This window comes from Salipiger bermudensis, assembly GCF_020171625.1.
Taxonomy (GTDB): Bacteria; Pseudomonadota; Alphaproteobacteria; order Rhodobacterales; family Rhodobacteraceae; genus Salipiger; species Salipiger bermudensis_B.
This window is the reverse complement of record NZ_JAIUZY010000004.1, coordinates 241,856-263,422: the sequence shown is the minus strand read 5'-3', so window position 1 is coordinate 263,422 and position 21,567 is coordinate 241,856. Positions and strand designations below refer to the sequence as shown.

The 21,567-nt window shown below is 68.5% G+C and carries 19 protein-coding genes and 1 tRNA gene; 8 read left to right on the top strand and 12 right to left on the bottom strand.

The features are described 5' to 3' along the window. Positions 1-139 precede the first annotated feature (139 nt). From LCM15_RS07810 to LCM15_RS07795, 4 genes are read right to left on the bottom strand one after another with little or no spacing between them, the layout of a single operon-like run. Positions 140-1,258 carry a DNA polymerase III subunit delta' gene (locus LCM15_RS07810; protein ID WP_224855137.1) on the bottom strand — a complete coding sequence of 373 codons (1,119 nt, stop codon included), beginning with the start codon at positions 1,256-1,258 and terminating at the stop codon, positions 140-142. Continuing rightward, complete coding sequence (gene tmk / locus LCM15_RS07805) at positions 1,255-1,881, bottom strand: dTMP kinase (RefSeq protein WP_224855135.1); 627 nt, start codon at positions 1,879-1,881, stop codon at positions 1,255-1,257. The genes LCM15_RS07810 and tmk overlap by 4 nt, the downstream gene beginning before the upstream one ends. Next, positions 1,878-3,053 (bottom strand): D-alanyl-D-alanine carboxypeptidase family protein, encoded by a 1,176-nt coding sequence (locus LCM15_RS07800; RefSeq protein WP_224855133.1) that lies wholly within the window; start codon positions 3,051-3,053, stop codon positions 1,878-1,880. The genes tmk and LCM15_RS07800 overlap by 4 nt, the downstream gene beginning before the upstream one ends. Before the next feature lie 49 nt (positions 3,054-3,102). Further along, positions 3,103-4,014 (bottom strand): SPOR domain-containing protein, encoded by a 912-nt coding sequence (locus tag LCM15_RS07795; protein ID WP_224855131.1) that lies wholly within the window; start codon positions 4,012-4,014, stop codon positions 3,103-3,105. Positions 4,015-4,258: 244 nt separating this feature from the next. Between LCM15_RS07795 and LCM15_RS07790 the strand changes: the two genes are divergently transcribed. Continuing rightward, positions 4,259-4,348: transfer RNA gene (locus LCM15_RS07790), tRNA-Ser, on the top strand. A gap of 493 nt (positions 4,349-4,841) precedes the next feature. On the opposite strand, the gene LCM15_RS07785 is transcribed toward LCM15_RS07790, so the two are convergent. After that, positions 4,842-7,358 (bottom strand): ATP-binding protein, encoded by a 2,517-nt coding sequence (locus tag LCM15_RS07785; RefSeq protein ID WP_224855129.1) that lies wholly within the window; start codon positions 7,356-7,358, stop codon positions 4,842-4,844. Continuing rightward, positions 7,355-8,089, bottom strand: a complete 735-nt coding sequence (locus tag LCM15_RS07780; RefSeq protein ID WP_224855127.1) for a winged helix-turn-helix domain-containing protein — start codon at positions 8,087-8,089, stop codon at positions 7,355-7,357. Before LCM15_RS07780 ends, LCM15_RS07785 begins: the two co-directional genes overlap by 4 nt. 243 nt (positions 8,090-8,332) lie before the next feature. On the opposite strand from LCM15_RS07780, the gene phnD reads away from it, so the two are divergent. From phnD to LCM15_RS07755, 5 genes are all read left to right on the top strand, one after another. Beyond that, a complete protein-coding gene (gene phnD, locus LCM15_RS07775; protein ID WP_224855125.1) occupies positions 8,333-9,313 on the top strand; it encodes a phosphate/phosphite/phosphonate ABC transporter substrate-binding protein in 981 nt (326 codons plus the stop codon). Between the two features lie 107 nt (positions 9,314-9,420). After that, complete coding sequence (gene phnC / locus LCM15_RS07770; RefSeq protein WP_224855123.1) at positions 9,421-10,194, top strand: phosphonate ABC transporter ATP-binding protein; 774 nt, start codon at positions 9,421-9,423, stop codon at positions 10,192-10,194. Beyond that, entirely contained in the window at positions 10,191-10,997 is an 807-nt protein-coding gene (gene phnE / locus LCM15_RS07765) for a phosphonate ABC transporter, permease protein PhnE (protein WP_224855121.1), read from the top strand. The genes phnC and phnE (LCM15_RS07765) overlap by 4 nt, the downstream gene beginning before the upstream one ends. Next, on the top strand, positions 10,994-11,824 hold the full coding sequence (phnE, locus tag LCM15_RS07760) for a phosphonate ABC transporter, permease protein PhnE (RefSeq protein ID WP_224855119.1): 831 nt from the start codon (positions 10,994-10,996) through the stop codon (positions 11,822-11,824). Before phnE (LCM15_RS07765) ends, phnE (LCM15_RS07760) begins: the two co-directional genes overlap by 4 nt. Before the next feature lie 8 nt (positions 11,825-11,832). Continuing rightward, positions 11,833-12,729: an HAD-IIA family hydrolase gene (locus tag LCM15_RS07755; protein ID WP_224855117.1), complete on the top strand. Its 897-nt coding sequence runs from the start codon at positions 11,833-11,835 to the stop codon at positions 12,727-12,729. 239 nt (positions 12,730-12,968) lie between these two features. Here the strand turns inward: LCM15_RS07755 and LCM15_RS07750 are convergent, their stop codons facing one another. Beyond that, entirely contained in the window at positions 12,969-13,802 is an 834-nt protein-coding gene (locus LCM15_RS07750; protein WP_224855115.1) for a formate/nitrite transporter family protein, read from the bottom strand. 570 nt (positions 13,803-14,372) lie between these two features. On the opposite strand from LCM15_RS07750, the gene LCM15_RS07745 reads away from it, so the two are divergent. After that, on the top strand, positions 14,373-14,918 hold the full coding sequence (locus LCM15_RS07745; RefSeq protein WP_224855112.1) for a peroxiredoxin: 546 nt from the start codon (positions 14,373-14,375) through the stop codon (positions 14,916-14,918). 397 nt (positions 14,919-15,315) lie between these two features. Beyond that, positions 15,316-16,290 (top strand): transporter, encoded by a 975-nt coding sequence (locus LCM15_RS07740; protein ID WP_224855110.1) that lies wholly within the window; start codon positions 15,316-15,318, stop codon positions 16,288-16,290. Positions 16,291-16,348: 58 nt separating this feature from the next. Here the strand turns inward: LCM15_RS07740 and LCM15_RS07735 are convergent, their stop codons facing one another. From LCM15_RS07735 to LCM15_RS07715, 5 genes are all read right to left on the bottom strand, one after another. Beyond that, positions 16,349-17,149: an HpcH/HpaI aldolase/citrate lyase family protein gene (locus LCM15_RS07735; protein ID WP_224855089.1), complete on the bottom strand. Its 801-nt coding sequence runs from the start codon at positions 17,147-17,149 to the stop codon at positions 16,349-16,351. Further along, positions 17,143-17,979 carry a MaoC family dehydratase N-terminal domain-containing protein gene (locus LCM15_RS07730; protein WP_224855087.1) on the bottom strand — a complete coding sequence of 279 codons (837 nt, stop codon included), beginning with the start codon at positions 17,977-17,979 and terminating at the stop codon, positions 17,143-17,145. Before LCM15_RS07730 ends, LCM15_RS07735 begins: the two co-directional genes overlap by 7 nt. Next, entirely contained in the window at positions 17,979-19,079 is a 1,101-nt protein-coding gene (locus tag LCM15_RS07725; protein WP_224855085.1) for a CaiB/BaiF CoA transferase family protein, read from the bottom strand. Before LCM15_RS07725 ends, LCM15_RS07730 begins: the two co-directional genes overlap by 1 nt. Then, complete coding sequence (locus LCM15_RS07720) at positions 19,079-20,272, bottom strand: acyl-CoA dehydrogenase family protein (protein WP_224855083.1); 1,194 nt, start codon at positions 20,270-20,272, stop codon at positions 19,079-19,081. The genes LCM15_RS07725 and LCM15_RS07720 overlap by 1 nt, the downstream gene beginning before the upstream one ends. A 362-nt stretch (positions 20,273-20,634) precedes the next feature. Continuing rightward, a complete protein-coding gene (locus LCM15_RS07715) occupies positions 20,635-21,555 on the bottom strand; it encodes an SDR family NAD(P)-dependent oxidoreductase (RefSeq protein WP_224855081.1) in 921 nt (306 codons plus the stop codon). Positions 21,556-21,567 lie beyond the last annotated feature (12 nt).

Below are 21,567 nucleotides of genomic sequence, written 5' to 3'. Positions count from 1 at the left end.
TGGCCTTCGGCCAATTCACCCCCGAGGTATTTTTGAACCAAAGAAGCCAGGGGCGCGGCGCTTCTGGCTTCTCTTCGTCAAAAATACTCCCGCCGGAGGCGTCCGGCAGGGACGCTCCCGCGGTGTCGGGATGGGGCGGTCAGGCGACCTTGTGGAGTTGCAGGATCAGGTCGAGCACGAGGGCGGCCGGGTCGACATTGACCGCGCGCGCGTGGCGGGCCCGGTCGCCGGCCTCCTGCGCCAGTTGCGCCCAGGCGCGGCCGGTGGCCGGGTCGGGCGACAGGCGCGCCAGCATGGCGGCTTCGCCGGGCGCGGCCTCCGGGGTGGGGGGCGTGCCGGTGACGCCGGTGCGGGCCAGCCGGGCGAGCAGCGTGTCCATCAGCGTGAGCGTCAGGTCGAGCCGTGCCTCGTTGGCCTTGCCCGCCGTGCTGTCGCCGAGCGCGATGGCGCGCGGGCGGTCGAGCCGGGGCAGGGTGCCGACGGTGTGCACCAGATCGGCGTAGAGCTTCAGGCCGTCATGGTTGAGCAAGCGCATCGCCGCGCCCACCGAGCCCGAGGACAGCGCCGCCAGCGCCTGCGCATCGGTGGCGGCGGTCTCGGCCCCGGCCTGTCCGAGCGCACGGGCCATGTCCTCGGTGTCGAGCGGCGCCAGCCGCAGTTCGCGGCAGCGCGAGCGGATCGTCGGCAAGAGCCGCGAGGGCTGGTGCGCCACCATCAGCAGCGTGGTGCGCGACGGCGGCTCCTCGAGCAGCTTGAGGATGGCGTTGGCGGCGCTGGTGTTGAGCTCGTCCATGCTGTCGACGATCACCACCCGGCGCCCGCCCTCGGCGGAGGACAGGGTGAAGAAGCCCTTGAGCTTGCGCACCTCGTCCACCGTCAGCTGGGTCTTGAGCCGCTTGGCCTTGTCGTCCCAGGCGCGGCGCAGCAGGAACAGGCCCGGCTCCGACAACGCCAGCGTGCGGCGCATCACCGGGTGATCGGCGCCGATGTCGAGCGTTTCGGGCACCGCAGGCGCGCCGAAGAGGCCGTCGTCTCCGGGCTCGGGCGTGGCCAGCAGGAAGCGGGCGATGCGCCAGGCCAGCGTCGCCTTCCCGAGGCCCTTCGGCCCGGTCAGCAGCCAGCCATGATGCAGCCGTCCGGTGGTGAAGGCGGTGAGGAAATCCTGCTCGGCCTTGTCCTGCCCGAAGAGCCGCACGGTCTCGCGCGGGTGGGGGGCGCCCTCGACCCGGTCGGGCTGGGGGATCTCGGTCTCGCTCATGGCCGCGCCTCGAGCGTGGCCTGCACGTCCTGCGCCACCGCCTCGGGGTCGCGGTTGCCGTCGACGATGCGGAAGCGGTCGGCGAACTCGGCGGCCAGCGCCAGAAAGCCCGCGCGCATCTTCTGCTGCAGCGGCAGGCCGAAATCCTCGAACCGCTCCTCGGCGGTGGCGCGGGACTTGGCGCGCGAAAGAGCCGCCGCCGGGTCCATGTCGATCAGCAGGGTGAGGTCGGGCTCCACCCCGATCATCAGGGCGTGCAGCGTGTCGACCTTGCCGCGCAGGTTGCCGCGCGACAGGCCCTGATACATTCGGGTGGAATCGGCGAAGCGGTCGCAGATCACCGTGGCCCCGCGCGCCAGCGCCGGGCGGATGGTCCGCTCGAGATGGTCGCGGCGGGCGGCGGTGAAGAGCAGCAGCTCGGTCTCTGCCGACCAGCGCTCGGGGTCGCCCTGCAGCACCAGTGCGCGGATCTCCTCGGCGCCGGGCGAGCCGCCGGGCTCGCGGGTCAGGACGACCTCGCGACCGGTGCCGCGCAGATGCTCGGCCAGCAGCCGCGCCTGCGTCGACTTGCCGGAGCCGTCGATGCCTTCGAAGCTGATGAACAGCCCCGTGCCGCCGGTCACATCGCCTCCCCGGAGCTGTCGTTGAGGCGGGTGAGGAGCGCCTGGCTGACCACCATCATGCGCTGGCCGAAGCCGCCGCCGGCCACCGCCTTCTCGGCGAAGAGCGGCACGCGGTGCTCAGGCAGGCCCTCGGGGCGGATGATCAGCTCGGCCAGCTGCTGCCCGGCGCTGATCGGCGCCCGGAGCGGGCCGGTATAGACCACCTCGGCCTCGAGCATGGTGCCCGGGGTCACCGGCACCAGCAGCGTGACGTCCTCCTTGGCGACCAGCCCGACGCTGTCCTCGGCGCCGAGCCAGACATCGGCCTGCGCGACCGCGGTGCCCTGCTCGACGAGGGTGCGCTCGGCGAACTGCCGGAACGCCCAGTTGACGATCGATTCCGCCTCCTCGGCGCGGGCGCGCTCGCTGTCGAGCCCGCTGATGGTGAAGATCACCCGGCGCCCGTCCTGCTCGGCCGAGCCTACCAGGCCGTAGCCGGCCTCTTGGGTGTGGCCGGTCTTGAGCCCGTCGGCGCCGATGTCGAGGCGCAGGAGCGGGTTGCGGTTGTTGACGTTCGACGGCGCGCGGCCGTCGAACTCGAACCGGCGCTCGGAGAAGATCGGGTAGAACTCCGGAAAGTCCTCGATGATCCGGGTCGCCAGCAGCGACAGGTCGCGCACCGACATGCGGTGGTTCGGCGCAGGCCAGCCGCTGGCATTCTCGAAGGTCGAGTTGCTCATGCCGAGTTGCTGGGCACGGCGGGTCATCAGCTCGGCAAAGCCGGACTCGGTGCCGTTGGGCGAGAGCGCCTCGGCGATCACCGCGCAGGCGTCGTTGCCCGACAGCACGATGATGCCGCGCAGCAGATCCTCGACCGCCACCCGGTCGGTGGTGTTGAGGAACATGGTCGAGCCGCCATAGGACATGGCGTGCTCCGAGACCGGCAGGCGCTCGTCGAGCGTCAGGCGACCGTCGCGGACCGCCTCGAAGGCCATGTAGAGCGTCATCAGCTTCGACATCGAGGCCGGCGGAAGCGCCTCGTCGGCGTTCTTGGCCATCAGCACGGTGCCGGTGGTGTAGTCGAGCACGAAGGCGGCGCGGGCGCTGGTGTCGAAGGCGCTGGCCTGTGTGGCCAGCAGGGCCACCGCGGAGGCGGCGGCCATCATGCGGCGCAGGGAACGGGTCGGGATCATGTGCGGGTCCTCGTCCTTGTGCGCCCCGGGCCGCGCGGGCCGGGACGGATCAGTTGGTGACGGCGTAGGCGTCGGTGAAGCCGGAGGCCTTGATTTTCGCCAGCAGCTCGGCGCGTTCGGCCGCGGACTGGGCGGGGCCCACGATGACGCGCCAGAAGGTCTTGCCGGAGCTTTCCTGCTTGCGCACCAAGGGCACCATGCCCTGCTGACGCATGGCGGTGGCGGTGTTCTCGGCGTTCTGCTCGATGCTGAAGATGCCGATCTGGAGATAGGGCTTGTCGAGGGGTGAGGCCGGTTTCGCAGCCGGCGCCGGTTGCGGGGCAGGGGCGGCCGCAGGCGGCGTGGCCGCGGCGACCTGCGGGGCGGGCGCGCCGCCCTCGAGCGCCGCGGTGGCGCTGGCGGCCGCCGGGTCGAGCGTGCCCTCGGTCACGTCGGAGGCGGCGGCGATGGTGGGGCTCCCGGCGGCGATCGCGGCAGGGGCGCCGTCGGAGCCGGCCTCTTCGCGGCGCAGGGCGATCACGTCGAGATTGGTCGGCGCGCCGGCCAGCATCCCGAGCGCCGCGGCGGCGTCGGAGGAGACCTGAAGGCGCGGGCCGGGGGACTGCCGTTCGCGGCGGAACAGCGCGCCGATGACGAACTGTCCGTTCTGCTGGTTGCGGATGATGACGCGCTCGGGTTCGCTGACCTCGGGGTGCGCGACCCAGACCCCGCCGAGCGACGGGCGTCCGTCCCACAGGCCGGCCTCGGTGGCGTGGAACACCTCGGGCGCTTCGATGTCGCGCTCGACGCTTTGTGCCGCGCGGCTGACGGCCTCGCCGCCGGCGCCGTCCTTGGATTGGAGAAAGCCGGGCATCTGGGCATTGTCGCAGGCTGCGAGCGCCGCCATGCCGGTCAACAGCCACGCGGCCCGCCAGGCCGCCTCACGACGCTTCGAAAACGCACTGCCCATGTTCTGCCCCATGCCTGTCCTGCGGGTGTTCCCGTCCCGCATCCCCTGCTCGCCCCGGATCTTTGTGCCGGGTTCCGCGATGAGCGGGATATGCCGGTGCCGGGGGCCTGTGACGACCGCCCGGCGGCGCACCCGCCTTGAGGCGCAAGAGTAACGGCTCGGTCGGATCAAGGAAAGCCTGCAATGCCACATCGGCGCTTTTTCCCTTGCGTAGCGGCTTTCAGAATCGCGTGAGCGGGGCTAGAGCTGCGGCACCGGAGGTTTGGCAGAGTGGTCGAATGCGGCGGTCTTGAAAACCGTTGGGCGTGAGAGCGTCCCCAGGGTTCGAATCCCTGAGCCTCCGCCAGATTGCCCTCCCGGGGCTATGATCCGGCATCTTCCGCTGATGCGATCTGCCCCCGTGCCGAGCCTTCCGGCCCGTCGTGCAACAATCAGCCCCTGCGTGCCGCTGTGTTTCGAGACATATCGTATCTGGTCGCGAACATCGGACGGTGAGCCGCGTCTTGCAGCGGTAGAACCGGGCCGTGGAAAGCGGATACAGTCGATCCACGAGACGTGGAGGGGCGATGGCTTCGAGACCCCTCGAGACATCCGGCGCCTGACCGTCTTCGCCGAAAGCACGCTGTGACAAGCACGCGGCGGAGCTTCGGACGCGCAGCGCGCCGGTGCGGCTTTGCTCTCTTCCCCTCATGCCTATCGGATCGCCGTGAGGCTGGAGAGTCCGGGGAACAGGCCGGGGCGGTGGGGAGCGGCGGCTTCGCGGGTTCCGCGGTGTTCGATCCCCGTGGGGAGATCGAAACATCTCAGTCCTTTGCCCCCGCACGCAGCAGGCGCGACCCTCACCGCAAATCTGACTCAGGAGCCTTCCGAAGACCGGCAGAATAGATGTCGCGCAAGGGCTCTTCGGTGACCGGCTTTGCAATGAACACCACATCCCGGGGCAAGTCCGGCGGTGCGCGGCGGGTGGACATCAGCGCGAAGCGACAGGTGGGGAAGAGGTCGCGGGCCCGCTCGATCAGATCCCGCCCGCTGAAGCCGTCGTCCAGCCAGAGATCGGTCAGCATCAGGTCGAGATGCTCGATCCGGTTCAAGGCCTCGAGCCCCTGCGCGTAGGAGCCGGCGCGAATGACCTTTGCGCCCAGATCTTCCAGAAACCGGCAGGAGCGCGCGAGGGCTGCCGGATCGTCGTCGATGACCAGCACGGTGCTCGGCGTGCCGGGCGAGGCGGGCGCCTCGGCAGATGCCTGCCGCGGGAAGAACAGGGTCACCGTCGTGCCACGGGCCGGGGCTTCGGTGGCCGTCTCGATCTCGAGCCGCCCGCCGGATTGATGCACGAAGCCGTCCACCATCGACAGCCCCAAGCCGGTGCCGCTGCCATCGGGGCGCCGTGTGAAGAACGGATCGGTGGCGTGGCGCAGCACGTCTTCGGACATGCCGCAGCCGGTGTCGCGCACCGCCACCTCGATCATGTCGCGGGCGTTGACCGACACCACGATCCGCCCCGCCTCGGCCCCCGTCGCGACGATGGCCTGCCCGGCATTGATGCACAGGTTGAGGATGGCGCTTTCCAGCTGGCCGGGATCGACCAGACAGGTCGCCGGGCTGTCGGGCACGTCCACGAACAGCGAGACCTGCTCCGGGATGGCAATCTCGAGAAGATCCGCCATACCGGTCACGAGTTCGGAAACATCGGTGACCTGCGGCGCCAGATGCTGCTTGCGGGCGAAGGCCAGAAGCCGCTCGGTCAGGGAGGTGCCCAGATCGACCGCCGCGCCGAGTCGTTCGTGCAGGTCGCGCCGGCGCTCGGCGTCGGCCTGCTCGAGAAGGTGCAGGTTACCCGAAATGCTCGAGAGGATGTTGCCGAAATCATGGGCCACTTCGCCCGAAACCTTGCCCAGGGCCTCGACCCGGCGGATGGCCTCGAGGCGTGCCTCCATGCGCTTGCGTTCGGTGGTCTCGGACACCAGCCAGACCTGACCGCCGTCGGGCAGGGGGGATCTGTGGATCTCGATCACGTTGCCATCGGAATCACCGTATTCCTCGAAGCCGCCGCGCTCGTCTCCGCCGGCGCCCTGACGGAAGGGGGAGGCCGCGATCAGCGCGCTCATGCGGTCCGATGGCGCCTCGAGATCGGGCGGCAGGCGCAGCAGGCGCCGCAGCTTCTCGTTCTCGGCGATGATGCGACCGTCCGCCGCCTCGACCGCGACGCCGTCCTTGATGTTCTGGAACACCCGCGAGAACAGCGCGTTCTGATGGCGCATCTGCGCCGTGCGGCGGTCGAGCTTGCGGGCATTGTCCCGGAAGACGCCGAACGCCGCGAAGAGCTGGCCGATCTCGTCGCGTGACGTCGGTGGATCGGGCAGGTCGACGCGCAGGTTCCCCGAGGCCAGCCGCCGCATCGCGCCGGAGATGCGCTCGAGATTTCGCGCCACGTGCCGTGACACGTAGAGCGAGGAGGTCACCGCCACCACGAGACTGGCGACGATCATCGCGAGAAACGCGTTGCGCGCGAAGGCCAGCGTGTTCGACGTCTCGGCCCGGGCGCGGGACAGCCGGTCCTCGGCCTGCGCCACCTTGGTCTCGGCGAAGGCGCTGACCCGCCGGGTTTCCTGCCGGATGCGAAACAGGGCATTCTCCGCATCGAGCCGCACCGCCAGATCGCCGTGCTTGAGCACGAAGAGCCCGGGCCCGCGGGTCACGACCTCGGAGATCTCGTCGAACGTCTCGCGCGGTGCGTTTCGCAGCGTGGCGTCGAGGCGTGCGCTCTGGTTTCGGAAATCGCGCGCGAAGCCGCCCAGCTCGATCAATTCCTCCGCCCGCGCCGCGCCGAGGGCGACCGCCGTGAGCTGCTGCAGCGCGCCCCAGTCCTGCCGGGTCTCCAGCGGCAGGAGGTCATCCTGTGCCATCCGCCGGCTTCGGGCATTCAGGCGGACCAGCGCCCGGTCGATGGCCTTCAGCTTCGCCTGACGGGCGCTTTGCGGCAGCAGCGCCTGGGCGAGATCCTCGATGGCAAGACCCAGGCGCGCCAGCGGCAGCTCCAGCGCGGGATCGTTGGCCGAGGACTGCCGCACGCGGTCGAGGTTGGCCATGACCGCGGAGACTTCCTGCTCCAGCTGGTAGGGCGCGAAGAGCGCGAACAGGAACGGCGCCGAGGTCGCAAGTTCGGAGGCATCGCGGGACAAGTCCATCGCGGCTGCGACCTCGGTCAGCGTGTCGCGGTGCAGCACGTTCATCCAGATCTCGGTGCGATCGAGCACCCGCAGTCCGACCACGCTGACCAGCAGCATGAGCGCGAACATCACGGCGAGCGCGGCGGACAGGCGGATCCGCACGCCAAGGTCGCGAAACCAGGTCATCCGGCGCCCAGATGGAACACGTAGCCGCGGGCCCGGCGGGTCTGAAGATGCACGGGCTTTGCGGGCACCGGCTCGATCTTGCGACGCAGGCGCAGGATCAGCACGTCGACGGTGCGGTCGACATAGCGCTGGGTGTCGGCGCCCAAAGCCTCGAGCAGTTCCTCCCGGGGCACCACCCGTTCGGGGTTGCGAGCGAGAAACTCCAGCAGGCGGTATTCGGCGTTGGTCAGCGGCACCTCTTCGCCCGCGCCATCCATCAGTCGCCGTGCATCGAGGTCGATCCGCTTCTCTCCGAACGCGATCTGCCGCTTGCCGGGCGCCGAGGCCCGCGCGGAGGCATGGCCGTAGCGGCGCAGCACGGCGCGAATGCGCGCCACCAGTTCGCGCGGGTTGAAGGGCTTGATCAGGTAGTCGTCCGCGCCGGTTTCCAGCCCGATGATCTTGTCGATCTCGTCGCCCACGCCGGTGAGCATGACAATCGGGATCTCGTGGCGCTCGCGCAGGTGGATCGCCAGCGTCAGCCCGGACTCGCCCCGGAGCCGCAGGTCGATCAGCGCGAGGTCGACGGGCGGCGGATCGCCCAGGGCGTGAAAGGCATCGATATCGGCGCAGCTGACCGCCGCGAAGCCGCTGTCATGCATCAGCGCCGACAGGGTGTCGCGCACCTGCGGATCGTCATCGACGATGGCGATAACCGGCTCGGAACCGTTGATCGGACGGGTGGCCTGCATGTGACGCTCCTCCTGCGACGTGCTGGCAAACGGTCGCCTCCCCGACGACCGGACCCAGCCCTAGCGCAGATCATATCCGACTTTAAGCGCCCGGCGTCGCTTTGTAATACTGTTAACAATTCAGCCGGCGTTCTGTGGTTTCGTTAACTGTTCGACGCTCGCAATCGTGGCCGCGCCGCCCTTAGCCTGCCTGCATGATGCGAGAGGCGGCAAAGCGCCGCTCGCTGTCAAAGGGAGGACACCATGACGAAATTCATCACCCGTGCGGTCACCGCACTGGGCATCCTGTCGTGCACCACGATCGCAGCCTATGCGCAGGACTGCGCGGAGCGCGGCGCGCTCGACGTGCTTTACTGCGATGCCAACGGCGACCTCGTGGCCGACACGCCCACCGATCCGGCCGAGCTCACGAACCCCGACACCCTGGTCTTTGCCTATACCCCGGTGGAGGACCCGGCGGTCTATGCCGACATCTGGGAGCCGTTCATCGAGCATCTCTCCGAGGTTACCGGCAAGGACGTGCAGTTCTTCGCGGTGCAGTCCAACTCCGCGGAAGTCGAGGCGATGCGCTCCGGCCGTCTGCATGTTGCGGGCTTCTCCACCGGCCCGACGCCCTTCGCCGTGAACCTCGCGGGCGCCGTGCCGTTCGCGATCATGGGCGCCGAGGACGGCCAGTTCGGCTACAAGCTTCAGGTCTTCACGCAGGCCGACAGCGACATCCAGGAAGTTGCCGACCTCGCGGGGAAGCGGGTGGCGCACACCTCGCCGACCTCGAACTCCGGCAACCAGGCGCCGCGGGCGTTGTTCCCGGATCTGGGCGTGGAACCGGACAAGGACTACGAGGTCGTCTATTCCGGCTCGCATGACCAGTCGATGCTGGGCGTCGTCGCCGGGGACTACGACGCGGCCCCCGTCGCGTCCGAAGTGGTCGACCGGATGGCCGAACGCGGCCTCTACGACCCCGCCGACGTGCGCAAGATCTGGGAGAGCGACCCGTTCCCGACCACGTCCTTCACCATGGCGCACAACCTCGACCCGGAGCTTGCCGAGAAGGTGAAAGAGGCGTTCTTCTCCTTCGACTTCGCAGGCACCGCGCTGGGTGAGGAATTCGAGGGCGTGTCGAAGTTCATCCCGATCACCTACAAGGATCAGTGGGCGGTGATCCGCCAGATCCAGGCGTCCAACGGCGTGGAATACACCCCGCAGGGTCTCGCCGAGAACTGATCCCCTCCGACATCGCCAGCCCGGTGCGCCTCGTGCGCGCCGGGTTCAATACACCGCCCTGACCGCGATGGTCAGGGCGCTGGCCGCGCCATTCCCAAGAGGCCCCCATGCTGAAGATCACCAACCTGACCAAGCGCTACGGAGCCGGCGATCCGGTTCTGAAAGAGCTGAACCTGACCGTCGAGGGCGAACAACTCACCTCCGTGATCGGCTCCTCCGGCGCGGGCAAATCCACCCTGCTGCGCTGCATCAATCGCCTTGTGGAGCCGACGTCGGGCTCCGTCGTGCTCAACGGCACCGAATTCACCACCCTGTCCCGCCGCGAGCTGCGCACGGCGCGCCGCCGCATCGGCATGGTCTTTCAGGGCTTCAACCTCATCGACCGTCTGACGGTGATGGAGAACGTGCAGGCCGGGCGTCTGGGCTACATCTCCACCTGGGCCGCGCTGTCGCGGCGCTACCCCAAGGACGACATCCGCCGCGCGTTCGAGCTGATGGAGCGGGTCGGCATCGCGCATTACGCTGACAAGCGGGCCGACGAGCTGTCTGGCGGCGAGCGCCAGCGTGTCGGCGTGGTCCGCGCGCTGATGCAGCGCCCCGAGATCCTGCTGGCCGACGAACCGACCGCCTCGCTCGACCCCAAGACTTCGGAGCAGATCATGTCGCTCCTGCGCGATCTTGCGAACGAGCTGAACCTGCCGGTCATCATCAACATCCACAACGTGACCGAGGCCAAGGAATTCTCCGACCGCATTGTCGGGATGCGCTATGGCCGGATCATCTTCGATGACAAGCCCGACGCCCTGACGCGCGACGAGATGGACCAGATCTACGCCGGCGTTCCCTCGCAGGACCGCGCCGAAGCGGGGGCCGCCGCATGAGCACCTCGCCCGATACCCTTCCGGAGAGCTGGCGCAAACCGCCCTTCATCGCCAACCCCGTGCTGCGCTACGCGCTCTATATCGGGGCGCTGGTCTACGTCGTCTTCACCCTCGCCACGCTGCCCATCGACTGGGCGCGCGTCTCGGACGGTCTGAGCCGCGCGCAGCGTATCTTCAGCGGGGCCTTTCCGCCCAGCTTCGACCGCGCGGGGCTGCTCTTCGACGGCTTCATGGAGAGCCTCAAGATCGCCATCCTCGCCACAGTGGGCGGCATCATCCTGTCCGTGCCGCTTGCCTTCATGGCGGCGGGCAACATCGCGCCCAAGCCGATCTACCTGCTCGGACGCGCGATCATCATCGTGGCCCGCAGCTTCCACCCGGTCATCGTCGCCATCATCTTCGTGAAGGCGGTGGGCTTCGGCCCGTTCGCGGGCGCGCTGACGCTGGTGGTCTATTCTGTGGGCTTCGTCGCCAAGCTGCTGGCCGAACGCATCGAGGAGATCGACTTCGGACAGGTGGAGGCCATGCGCTCCGCCGGAGCCGGGTTCCTGACGACGCAGGTCTATGCGGTGGTGCCGCAGGTCATGCCGCGCCTCGTGGGGCTTGGCATCTACCAGCTCGACAGCAACCTGCGGGCCTCTGCCGTGGTCGGCATTGTCGGTGCGGGCGGCATCGGCGCGACGCTGGCGAACGCGTTCGGTCGCTACGACTACGACTTCGCCCTCGCCATCACCATGGTCATCGTCGGCGTGATCCTCGTCTCCGAGGCCGTGAGCGGCGTCATCCGAAAGCGCATCACATGAACACTCTCTCTCAAACGCAACCCCTCTCCGAAGCGCTCAGCGGGCGCGACGACTGGTCCCGCTTCACGCTGAAACAGCGCCTGATCCGCTACGCGAGCTTTGCCGCCGCCGCCGCGGTGGTCGCCTGGGCGCTGGGCAGCATCGACGTGATCTGGGCCTGGGTCTGGGACAGCCCCGCGCAGATGGCCGACCTCTTCGGGCGCATGATGCCGCCCGATCCGTCGAACCTGCCATCCATCCTCGAAGCGATCTGGCAGACCGTGAACATTGCCACGCTCGCCACCATGATCGCGGTCGTCGTGTCTCTGCCGGTGGCCTACATCGCGGCGCAGAACACCACGCCCAACCGCGCCTGCCTGTGGCTTGGCCGGTTCATCCTCGTGTCGTCGCGGTCGGTGAACACGATCATCTGGGCGCTGCTGTTCGTGGCGATCTTCGGCCCCGGCATCGTGGCGGGCATCGTGGCGATCATGTTCCGCTCGATCGGGTTCCTCGGCAAGCTGCTGGGCGAGGCCATCGAAGAGATCGACCGCAAGCCGGTGGAGGCGCTCGAAGCGTGCGGCGCCTCGCAGTTCAAGATCGTGCTCTATGCCATCGTGCCGCAGGTCATGCCCGCCTTCTTCGCCGTGTCGATCCTGCGCTGGGACATCAACCTGCGTGAAAGCACCGTGCTGGGCCTCGTCGGCGCCGGCGGCATCGGGATGATCCTGCAGGGCGCGATCGACACCTTCAACTGGCCCGAGGTCGCCACGGTGCTGCTGACCATCCTCGCGCTGGTCATCTTCGGCGAGATGGTGTCCTCCTTCCTGCGACGCAAGATCCTGTAAGGCACACCATGATCACGACCGAGGCAGCCTTTGCCCGTTACGAACGCCTGCGGCCCATCCTGCCGCAGGCGAGCTTCCCCGAGACGTCGCGGACGGGCCGGACGCTCGAAGACACGATGGGCGACTACGACGCCTATATCCTCGATGCGTTCGGCGTGTTGAACAGGGGCGAGGCGCCGATCCCCGGCGCGGTCGAGCGCATCGCGCAACTGCGCGCCGCCGGCAAGCGCCTCATCGTCCTGACCAACGCGGCAAGCTACACGCGCTCGGGCGTGCTGGCGAAGTACCATCGTCTGGGGTTCGACTTCACGCTCGATGAGGTCGTCTCGAGCCGCGACGTGGCCTTCGCGCATCTGCCGGAGGTGCAGGGTGTCTGGGCCGCGATCACGGCGGATGGGGATGATCTCTCCGACGCGCCCGCCGGGCATTACATCGCGGATCTCCACACCCAGCCGGAGCTTCTGATCTCTGCCGCGGCCTTCCTGTTCCTGTCGACCGCCCGCTGGAGCGACGCGGACAACGCGCGCCTCGAGCGCGCGCTGCAGTTCCAGATGCGCCCGGTCATCGTCGCCAATCCGGACCTCGTGGCCCCGCGCGAGGACGGCCTGTCGCTGGAACCCGGCTGGTACGCCCAGACCCTCGCGGCAAGCACCGGCGCCACCATGCCCATGTTCGGCAAGCCGTTCGGCAACGCCTTCGACGAGGCGCTGCGACGGTTGCCCGGCATCTCGCCGCACCGCATCGCGATGGTCGGAGACACCCTGCATACGGATGTCCTCGGCGGCGCGGCTGCCGGGCTCGGGACCATCCTGATCCAGGAGCACGGTCTGTTCCGCGGTCTGTCACCGGCGCCCTTCATAGAGGCGAGCGGTCTGCAACCCGACTGGCTGGTGCAAAGCACCTGAGCCCACCGCGCGCGCATGTCCCTCGGCGTCTTGGGGGGGCGGCGGGCTTACGCGCCGCGTCGCGTGTGACGGAGAGAAGAACTCTCAGCTTGGTCCGTCCGAGCAGGTGCGCACGCCGCCCGGTTCGGCGCCGGGCTCGGATGCCCCTCCGCCACGATCAATGCTGGGCTGCGCCCGGGCGGGCGGGGCGCCGCTTGTGTCGCGCCCCGCCCGGCTGTCGGCAAATCCCGCCCTGGAGATCAGCGTTCGATCTCCTGCGCCACCTGTCCGTAGGCCAGCAGCGCGAAGAGGCCGGTCCCACCGAGGATATTGCCCATCAGGGTCGCGCCGAGCAGGGAGGCCACGTTCAGCGCGCCGACCTCGCCGCTCAGCAGCAGAAGGAACATCTCGGCGGAGCCCGCGATCACGTGGGTGAAACCGCCCATCGCGATCAGGTAGGTGAACATCACGATGACCAGCACCGACGCGCCCCGCGCCGAGGGCATCATCCAGACGATGGCGGCGATGTAGAATCCCGCGGGCACGCCAAGCCAGAACGCCTCCCCCGGGGTGTGTTCGGCAAAGTGGCGCGAAATCGCGATCATGCCCTCGACGTTCTCCGGCGGAATCGGGCTCCCCCAGACCGCGAAGGCGCTGGCGAGGAAAGTGCCGACGAAATTTGCCAGCAGAATCACCGACCAGAGCCGCGCCGTGCACCAGAGCCTTCGCGGCGTGCGCTGCACGAGCAGCGGCAGGATCGCGGTGAGCGTGTTCTCGGTAAAGAGCTGAAGCCGCCCGAGGATCACCAGCACGAAGCCCACGGTGTAGCCGAGGTTCTCGATGGCGGCCTGATAGGGGTGGCCTTCGAACGTGGTGTGCAGCACACCCTCGGCGATCACCGAAGAGGTGATCCCGAGCCCCGCGGCCACCCCCGACCACCAGAGAGAGGAGAGCGGGCGCTCAAGCTCGTCCACGCCCTCCTCGTGTACGATGCCATAGACCGAGACGGCGCTGAGGCCCTGATTTTCGGCAATATCCTGCTTTTCCTCCTCGGACGTGTTGAGGGGTTCTTCGCGCGGGGCGGTTCTGGGCATCTGTACGGCTCTTTCGATCTCTGGCGGGCCGCGAGCGGCCCGCAGGTCTGTGCCCGGTCGCGCGTCGGCGAGGCGAGGCTGTTCTGACCCCACAGGTAGCCCGGCGGCGCAGAATGGGAATTGCTGATCGAGATGCGCGGACAGTCCACGTCACCGGCTGGGGTCCTTTCCCGGATCGCGACAGGCGAGCGCGCGCGGCGCCAGCGCGACTCGAAGGCGGAAACACGCTTTGCGCCGACCGATTCCCGTGTCTGCCGCATCGGGCTGTGCCGCGCCGTCTCGGCGGTGGCCCGGAGGGGCGGACCCGGTCGCGCCTCCGCGCTGCGCCATTGCGTCGCAAACCTGCTGAACCGACGCGCATGGCGACATTTTTTCCGCATCGCGAAACGGCAGGCGGCGAGAAACCGCTTCGGGAGGTTGACCTCGGACGCGCGGGCGACCAGTGAGCGCACGGACATATGTGCCGCCCGTCCCGTGCGCGCCGATCAGGCCGTGTTGGGCGGGCGGCGTCCCCTCATTTTCCCCGCGGCGGACCTCCCCAATCCCGCCCGATCCTCAATGGAGAGAGACATGAAGACCGGAATGAAACTCCCCGACGTGACCTTCCGCACCCGCGTGCGTGACGAGGCGGTCGGCGGCCCCAACCCGTTCCGCTGGCAGGACATGACCACCGCCGACTACTTTGCCGGCAAGCGGGTCATCCTCTTCGCGCTGCCCGGCGCCTTCACCCCGACCTGCTCGACCTACCAGCTGCCGGGCTTCGAGAACGGCTTTGCCGATTTCCAGGCCGCCGGGGTCGACGCGATCTACTGCCTCTCGGTCAATGACAGCTTCACCATGAACAAGTGGGCGGAATCGCAGGGCATCTCGAACGTGAAGGTGATCCCCGACGGCTCGGGCGAGTTCACCCGCCGCATGGGGATGCTGGTCAGCAAGGAGAACCTCGGGTTCGGTCAGCGCAGCTGGCGCTATGCCGCCGTGGTCAATGACGGCGTGATCGAGGCATGGTTCGAAGAGCCGGGCCTGATGGACAACTGCCCCGACGATCCCTACGGCGCCTCCAGCCCCGAGACCCTGCTCGCCTACCTGAAGGGCGAGGCCGTAGCCGCCGAGTGAGCGCGGCACAGCTTGAAGTGCGAGAGGCCCCGCCGGTTTGGCGGGGCCTTTTTCGTTTGCAAGGGGGAGAGGCCGGGCAGGGGGCAGGCCTTCGTCTCCAGAGCGGGCGGTGATGGTCGGGTTCGGCTGCGTTGCGCTGTCTCCATCACACCACGGCGCGCCTTTCTGGTGGCACTGCAGAACGCGATGGCTCAGCAGATCGCATCGACCCTTGCGCCGGAGGGCCGCGCGCCGGCAAGGGCGCCACAGCTGTTGGGAAAGTGACGCTTCGTCAACTTTGGCCGTCGACAGGATGGTCGGCGTGGAGTTAAACCTATAGGAGACCTGATGTCGGTTGTTTCACCTTGAGGCGAGGTGCCTCCGTCCACCCGGACGATGTCAGGCAAGGGAGGGAACGATGCAGCCGTCAGACTTTCAAAAAGCCACCCCCGCGATCCTGAGAGGCACGGCGCTGGGCGTCGCGCTCGGCTTGTCCAGCGGCGGCGCGGGCTTCGCGGCAGAGGGCGCGGCGGGCTTCTATCTGCTCGGGTCCAAGGGGCCCTACGCCGGGGTGCTGCCGGCGCCGGGCACCTATATCAACAACGATCTCTACTATTACAGCGGCTCGGCCTCGGCGAGCCGCGACCTGTCGTTCGGGGGAGAGGTGATCGCGGATGTCGATGCCACGGCCTGGATCGACGTGTTCACCGGCATGTGGGTGCTGCCCGACGAGGTGCTCGGCGGCAACCTCGCCCTGACCGTCTCGCTTCCCTTCGGCAGCAAGGCGATCGACGCGCGCGCCTCGGTGACGGGAGCCGGCCTCGGGGCCTCGGTGGATGACGACATCTTCACAATGGGAGATCCGGTTCTGGGCGCGGCGCTCGGCTGGCATGACGGCAACCTGCACTGGACAACCGGCGCCATGCTCAACGTGCCGATCGGCGATTACCACGAGGGCGACATCGCCAACGTCGCCTTCAACCGCTGGGGCCTCGACCTCAACGGGGCGCTGACATGGTTCGACCCGGCCAGCGGCTGGGAGGTCTCGGGCGCGATGGGCTTCACCTTCAACGGAGAGAACCCCGACACCGACTACAACACCGGCACCGAGTTCCACTTCGAAGGCGCGGTGACCAATGCGCTCTCGCCGGCCTTCTCGGCGGGCCTCGTGGGCTACTATTACGAGCAGCTGACCGGCGACAGCGGCGACGGCGCGACGCTCGGCGACTTCAAGGGGCAGGTGAGCGCGCTTGGGGCCACCTTCAACTACAATTTCCAGATGGGAGACACGCCGGTCGCGATGCGGGTCAAGCTGTTCGAGGAGTTCGACGCGAAGAACCGTCTCGAGGGCACGGCGGCCTACGTGACCTTCACCGTCCCGATCGGCGGCTGAGCGTTCGAGGGAGGCGCTTCCCTGCGCCTCCCGGTCGTCAGACGCAGCGTTGTGCCGCTCAGGCGGGCGCGACCTGCGCGAGGATGCTCTTGGCGCGCAGCCGCACCGGCGCGTCGACCATCACCCCATCGACCGAGACCGCGCCGTCGCCCGAGGCCAGCACCCGGCGGGCCCAGTCGATTTCGGCCTCGGAGGGCAGGAAGGCGCGGCGCGCCTCGGGGATCTGCGCCGGGTGGATGCAGAGCTTGCCCGTGAGTCCCAGGGCGCGGGCGTGCACCGCGTCCTCGTAGGTCTCCAACAGGTCATCGAGCCGCGCGGTCACCCCGTCGAGGGGCGCGGCAATCCCGGTAAGGCGCGAGGCCAGCACCAGTTCGGAGCGTACCGGCAGCAGCACCTCGCGCAAATGCGCGCAGCCGAGATCGGCGCAGTAGTCGATCGAGCCGAACGCCAGCCGGCAGAGGCCGGGCAGGGCGGCGATGGCCCGGCACCGGGCAAGCCCGAGCCCGGTTTCGATCAGTGCGATGACCGGCGTTGCCCCGCCCAGGGCTGCGATCACCGCGGACACGCTCGCCGGGTCCTCGGCCTTGGGCAGGATCACGGCGCTCGGGTTCAGGCCACACAGCGCGGCGAGGTCCTCTTCGTGCCACGGCGTGCCGGCGGCATTGATTCGCACCAGCACCGGGAGGTCGGTGAAATCACTGCGCAGCGCGGCGCGGGCGGCGTCCTTGCGGTCATCGGCCACGGCGTCCTCGAGATCGAGGATCACCGCATCCGCGCCCGAGACCGCGGCCTTGGCAAAGCGGTCGGGCCGGTCGGCGGGAACGAAGAGCGGGGTGCGGATGGTCTCGGGGGTCACCATTGCGCACTCGCCTCCATCGCCACCGGACCGCCGGGCGCGGCGCTCCAGAGCGTCATCGCGCCGTTCTCCTCGGTGGCGTGCAGCACCAGTGGGGTGCCGGAGAACGCCGGCGACAGGCCGCGGAAGCGGAACTGCGCGGGCGCCGCGCCGCGCAGGTCGGCAGCAAACTGCGCCAGCAATGCGGCCTGAAGCGGCCCGTGCACCACGAGGCCGGGATAGCCTTCCTCGCCCGTGGCGTACGGCAGATCGTAATGGATGCGGTGGCTGTTGAAGGTCAGCGCCGAGTAGCGAAACAGCAGCTCCGGCGAGGGATCGACCTCCCGCCGGGACGTGCCTTCGGGCGCGGGCGCTAGCGCTTTCGGTGCGGCCCCGGGGGCGGGGGCATCGCGGTAGACGATGTCCTGACGCTCGCTCAGCAGGGCGCGCCCCTCGGCGGAGAACGCGTGCGTGACGGTGACGAAACAGAGCGTGCCGCTGCGTCCCTGCTTGATGCGCACGTCCTCGATCACCGAGCGGCGGGTAATGGTCTCGCCGACGCGGGGCGCGCTGTGAAAGGCGATCTCGCCGCCGGCCCACATGCGCCGGGGCAGGGTGACGGGCGGCAGGAAGCCGCCGCGCGGCGGGTGTCCGTCGGGGCCGAGCGCGGAGGTCGCGGCCACGGGGTGGCAGAGCGCGTGGTGCAGGAGCAGCGGCGCCTCGGCGCCCGGGCCGCTCTCGCCCGCGCGGTCGAAGGTGGCGAGGAAGCGCTCTGTGAGCGCCGGAGTGAGCTGCTCCGAGGCGCGCTCTTCCCGGCCGATCCACGCGCCGAGATGGTCGGGGGTCATGTCCATCACACCGCCTCCTCGAGCGGGGCGAGCCGAGGCACCGGTCCGAAGCGCGGGGCGTCGCCCTCCCAGACCGGCGCGGGCGCGGGGTAGGAGACCGGGCCGTTCGGAGTGTCGACGGTGATGCGCCGCAGGTGGGGATGCCCCGAGAGCGCCTCCATGTCGTTGACCCGCGCCAGCGCCACGTCGGCGCTCAAGAGCGCCGCCTCCGCCTCGGCGGCGGTGAGCGCCGCGAAGCGGGTGGCGAGCAGGGCATCGGTCTGGGCCCGATTGGCGACCCGGGCCACGTTGTTGGCAAAGCGTGGATCGGTGGCAAGGGCGGGCTGGCCGAGGAACGCGTCGCAGAGCGCCGCCCACTCCCGGTCGCTCTGGATCGACAGCAGGATCTGCGTTCCGTCCTTGGCGGTGAAGACGCCATAGGGCGCGATCGAGGGATGCGCGAGGCCGACACGTTCGGGGCTCTGGCCGCCCTCGTGGTTCAGCAGCGGCACGGTGAGCCAGTCCGCCATCACGTCGAACATCGAGATCGAGATGTTGGCGCCCGTGCCGGTGACGCCGCGCCGGATCAGCGCCTCGAGGATCGCCGTCTGTGCCGTGGTGCCTGTGGCGATGTCGACGATCGAGATGCCCACGCGCGCCGGCTCGGACGGCCCCCCGGTGATCGAGCAAAGCCCGGATTCCGCCTGCACCAGCAGGTCATAGGCCTTGCGGTCGGCCATCGGGCCGCCCTCTCCATAGCCCGAGATCGAGCAGGTGATGAGACGCGGGAACTCGCGCGTCAGCCGCTCGAACGGAAAGCCGAGCCGGGCCAGTGCGCCGCGCTTGAGGTTCTGCACCAGCACGTCGCTCTCGCTCAGCAGCCGCGCAAGCTCTGAGCGGCCATGGTCCGACATCAGATCGAGCGTGCGTGCCTGCTTGCCCCGGTTGAGCCAGACGAAATAGCTCGACTGGCCGTTCGCCACCGCGTCGTATCCGCGGGCAAAATCGCCACCGGGACGTTCGATCTTGATCACCTCGGCGCCGGCATCGGCCAGCCGCGAGGTGCAGAAGGGGGCGGCCACCGCCTGTTCGATGGACACCACCTTCACGCCATCGAGGGGGCGCATCAGAATGACCTCGGCAGGCCCAGCACGTGCTCGGCGACGTAGGACAGGATCAGGTTGGTCGAGATCGGCGCGACTTGGTAAAGCCGGGTCTCGCGGAATTTGCGCTCGACGTCGTATTCGCAGGCGAAGCCGAAGCCGCCGTGGAACTGCAGGCAGGCATTGGCGGCCTCCCACGAGGCCTTGGCGGCGAGGTATTTCGCCATGTTGGCCTCGGCCCCGCAGGGCTGGCCGGCATCGTAGAGACGGCACGCCTTTTGGCACATCAGGTTGGCGGCCTCGATCTCGATATAGGCCTCGGCGATGGGGAACTGCACTCCCTGGTTCTGGCCGATGGCGCGGCCGAACACGTTGCGCTCGCTGACATACTTCACCACGCGGTCGGTGAACCAGTAGCCGTCGCCGATGCATTCGGCGGCGATCAGCGTGCGCTCGGCGTTGAGACCGGTGAGGATGTACTTGAAGCCCTTGCCCTCTTCGCCGATCAGGTTCTCCTCGGGGATCTCGAGATTGTCGAAGAACAGCTCGTTGGTCTCGTGGTTGACCATGTTGGGGATCGGGCGGACGGTCATGCCCGACTGCATCGCCTGCTTGATGTTGACGAGGAAGATCGACAGCCCCTCGGATTTCTTCTTCACCTCCGAGAGCGGCGTGGTGCGCGCGAGCAGGATCATCAGGTCGGAGTGCTGCACCCGGCTGATCCAGACCTTCTGGCCGTTGATGATGTACTTGTCGCCTTTCTTGACGGCAGTGGTCTTGAGCTGGGTGGTGTCGGTGCCGGTGGTGGGCTCGGTCACGCCCATCGACTGCAGCCGCAGCTCGCCGCTGGCGAGCTTGGGCAGGATGCGCTGGCGCTGCTCCTCCGAGCCGTGCCGGACCAGCGTGTTCATGTTGTACATCTGGCCGTGGCAGGCGCCGGAATTGCCGCCGGCGCGGTTGATCTCTTCCATGATCACCGCCGCCTCGGTCAGCCCGAGCCCCGAACCGCCATACGCCTCTGGGATCAGCGCCGCCATCCACCCGGCCTTGGTGAGCGCGTCGACAAAGGCCTCGGGATAGGCGCGCGCCGCGTCGATCTCGCGGTGATACGCATCCGGAAACTCGGCGCAGAGCGCGCGGACTGCGTCGCGGATGTCCTGGAATTCGTCGCTGTCTTGGTCGTACACGTCTGTCCCTCCGGATCTTTCGGGGATCATCCGATGGGGCGAGGCATAATTCAAATATCTAGGTGGTCTTTCAGAAATGCTTTGAAGGTATGGGATGAGAGTTCATCCTCAGTCCCGCGCGAGCGTTTCGCGCTGGAGAAATGAGATTGCGCGGAATCAAGCCCGCAGGGCGCCGCGCCATCGCCGGCCCGCCCCCCGGGCTGGCGATTTGGTGGGGCCAGTGCAAAGTGGCGAGGTCTTTCGGACTTGAGCCAGATAAATCGCGAGGTTCATGGCGTCGGATCGCCACCCCGCGGGCCGGCGATGGCGCCGCGCTGTCGCCCCGAAGAGGAAACGCACCCGCAGTGCCCCGCGGGCGCGCCCAGTCAGTCAAAGCAGTCAGGATTCCCGCCCTACACCGGGTCCCAGCAGAACACGTCTGCCGACACGTCGAGCGGCACGTAGCTCGCCTTCAGCGCCGGGATCGCGTGGCTGGCGACGCTGTCCACGTCCCAGCCCTCGCCGCGATGCACCGAGCGGATCGGGCGAGGCTGCGACATCAGGAAGATCTCGTTGTTGCGCACAGCGAAGATCTGGCCCGTGGTGTCGGCGCCCGCATCGGAGGCAAGGTGGAGCGCCAGCGGTGCGATCTTCTCCGGCTTCATCTCCTTCATGCGGTTGACCCGCTCTTCCTGCTCGGGGCTGTCGACCTTGATCGACGAGGTCATCCGGCTCCAGGCAAAGGGAGCGATGCAGTTCGAGCGGATGTTCCAGCGCTGCAGATCCAGCGCCAACGACTTCGACAGCGCCGCGACGCCGAGCTTGGCGGCGGAGTAGTTGGCTTGTGCGAGGTTGCCCACCAGCCCAGAGGCCGATGTCATGTGGATCAGGCTGCCGGATCCCTGTTCGCGCATCACGTCGGCGGCGGCGCGGCTGACGTTGAAGGTGCCGTAGAGGTGGACCTTCACCACCGCATCGAAATTCTCGTAGGTCATCTTGTGGAAGAACTGGTCGCGCAGGATGCCGGCGTTGTTGACCACCGCATCGAGCCTCCCGAACGCATCGGTGGCCTGCCGGACCATCGCCTTGGCGCCGTCGGGGTCCGAGACGTCATCGCCATTGGCGACCGCCTTGCCGCCGAGCCGTTCGATCTCGGCCACGGCCTCCTGCGCGGCGGCGCTGGACTCGCGCTGGCCGTCGAGCGACGCGCCGATGTCGTTGACGACCACCGATGCCCCGGCGCGGGCGGCCTCCATGGCGATGGCACGACCGATGCCGCCGCCGGCGCCGGTGACCAGCATGACTTTTCCTTCGAGGGGTTTCATATCGGACATGTCTCCTCCGTT

Excerpts from the sequence above, each read along its gene's own strand:
- LCM15_RS07735 (WP_224855089.1), bottom strand. The coding sequence starts at position 17,149 with ATGGTGACCCCCGAGACCATCCGCACCCCGCTCTTCGTTCCCGCCGAC.
- LCM15_RS07795 (WP_224855131.1), bottom strand. The coding sequence starts at position 4,014 with ATGGGGCAGAACATGGGCAGTGCGTTTTCGAAGCGTCGTGAGGCGGCC.
- LCM15_RS07720 (WP_224855083.1), bottom strand. The coding sequence starts at position 20,272 with ATGATCCCCGAAAGATCCGGAGGGACAGACGTGTACGACCAAGACAGC.
- LCM15_RS07740 (WP_224855110.1), top strand. The coding sequence starts at position 15,316 with ATGCAGCCGTCAGACTTTCAAAAAGCCACCCCCGCGATCCTGAGAGGC.
- LCM15_RS07755 (WP_224855117.1), top strand. The coding sequence starts at position 11,833 with ATGATCACGACCGAGGCAGCCTTTGCCCGTTACGAACGCCTGCGGCCC.
- LCM15_RS07800 (WP_224855133.1), bottom strand. The coding sequence starts at position 3,053 with ATGATCCCGACCCGTTCCCTGCGCCGCATGATGGCCGCCGCCTCCGCG.
- LCM15_RS07785 (WP_224855129.1), bottom strand. The coding sequence starts at position 7,358 with ATGACCTGGTTTCGCGACCTTGGCGTGCGGATCCGCCTGTCCGCCGCG.
- LCM15_RS07715 (WP_224855081.1), bottom strand. The coding sequence starts at position 21,555 with ATGTCCGATATGAAACCCCTCGAAGGAAAAGTCATGCTGGTCACCGGC.
- LCM15_RS07725 (WP_224855085.1), bottom strand. The coding sequence starts at position 19,079 with ATGCGCCCCCTCGATGGCGTGAAGGTGGTGTCCATCGAACAGGCGGTG.
- phnC (WP_224855123.1), top strand. The coding sequence starts at position 9,421 with ATGCTGAAGATCACCAACCTGACCAAGCGCTACGGAGCCGGCGATCCG.
- phnD (WP_224855125.1), top strand. The coding sequence starts at position 8,333 with ATGACGAAATTCATCACCCGTGCGGTCACCGCACTGGGCATCCTGTCG.
- LCM15_RS07750 (WP_224855115.1), bottom strand. The coding sequence starts at position 13,802 with ATGCCCAGAACCGCCCCGCGCGAAGAACCCCTCAACACGTCCGAGGAG.
- LCM15_RS07745 (WP_224855112.1), top strand. The coding sequence starts at position 14,373 with ATGAAGACCGGAATGAAACTCCCCGACGTGACCTTCCGCACCCGCGTG.
- phnE (WP_224855119.1), top strand. The coding sequence starts at position 10,994 with ATGAACACTCTCTCTCAAACGCAACCCCTCTCCGAAGCGCTCAGCGGG.
- LCM15_RS07730 (WP_224855087.1), bottom strand. The coding sequence starts at position 17,979 with ATGGACATGACCCCCGACCATCTCGGCGCGTGGATCGGCCGGGAAGAG.
- phnE (WP_224855121.1), top strand. The coding sequence starts at position 10,191 with ATGAGCACCTCGCCCGATACCCTTCCGGAGAGCTGGCGCAAACCGCCC.
- LCM15_RS07780 (WP_224855127.1), bottom strand. The coding sequence starts at position 8,089 with ATGCAGGCCACCCGTCCGATCAACGGTTCCGAGCCGGTTATCGCCATC.
- LCM15_RS07810 (WP_224855137.1), bottom strand. The coding sequence starts at position 1,258 with ATGAGCGAGACCGAGATCCCCCAGCCCGACCGGGTCGAGGGCGCCCCC.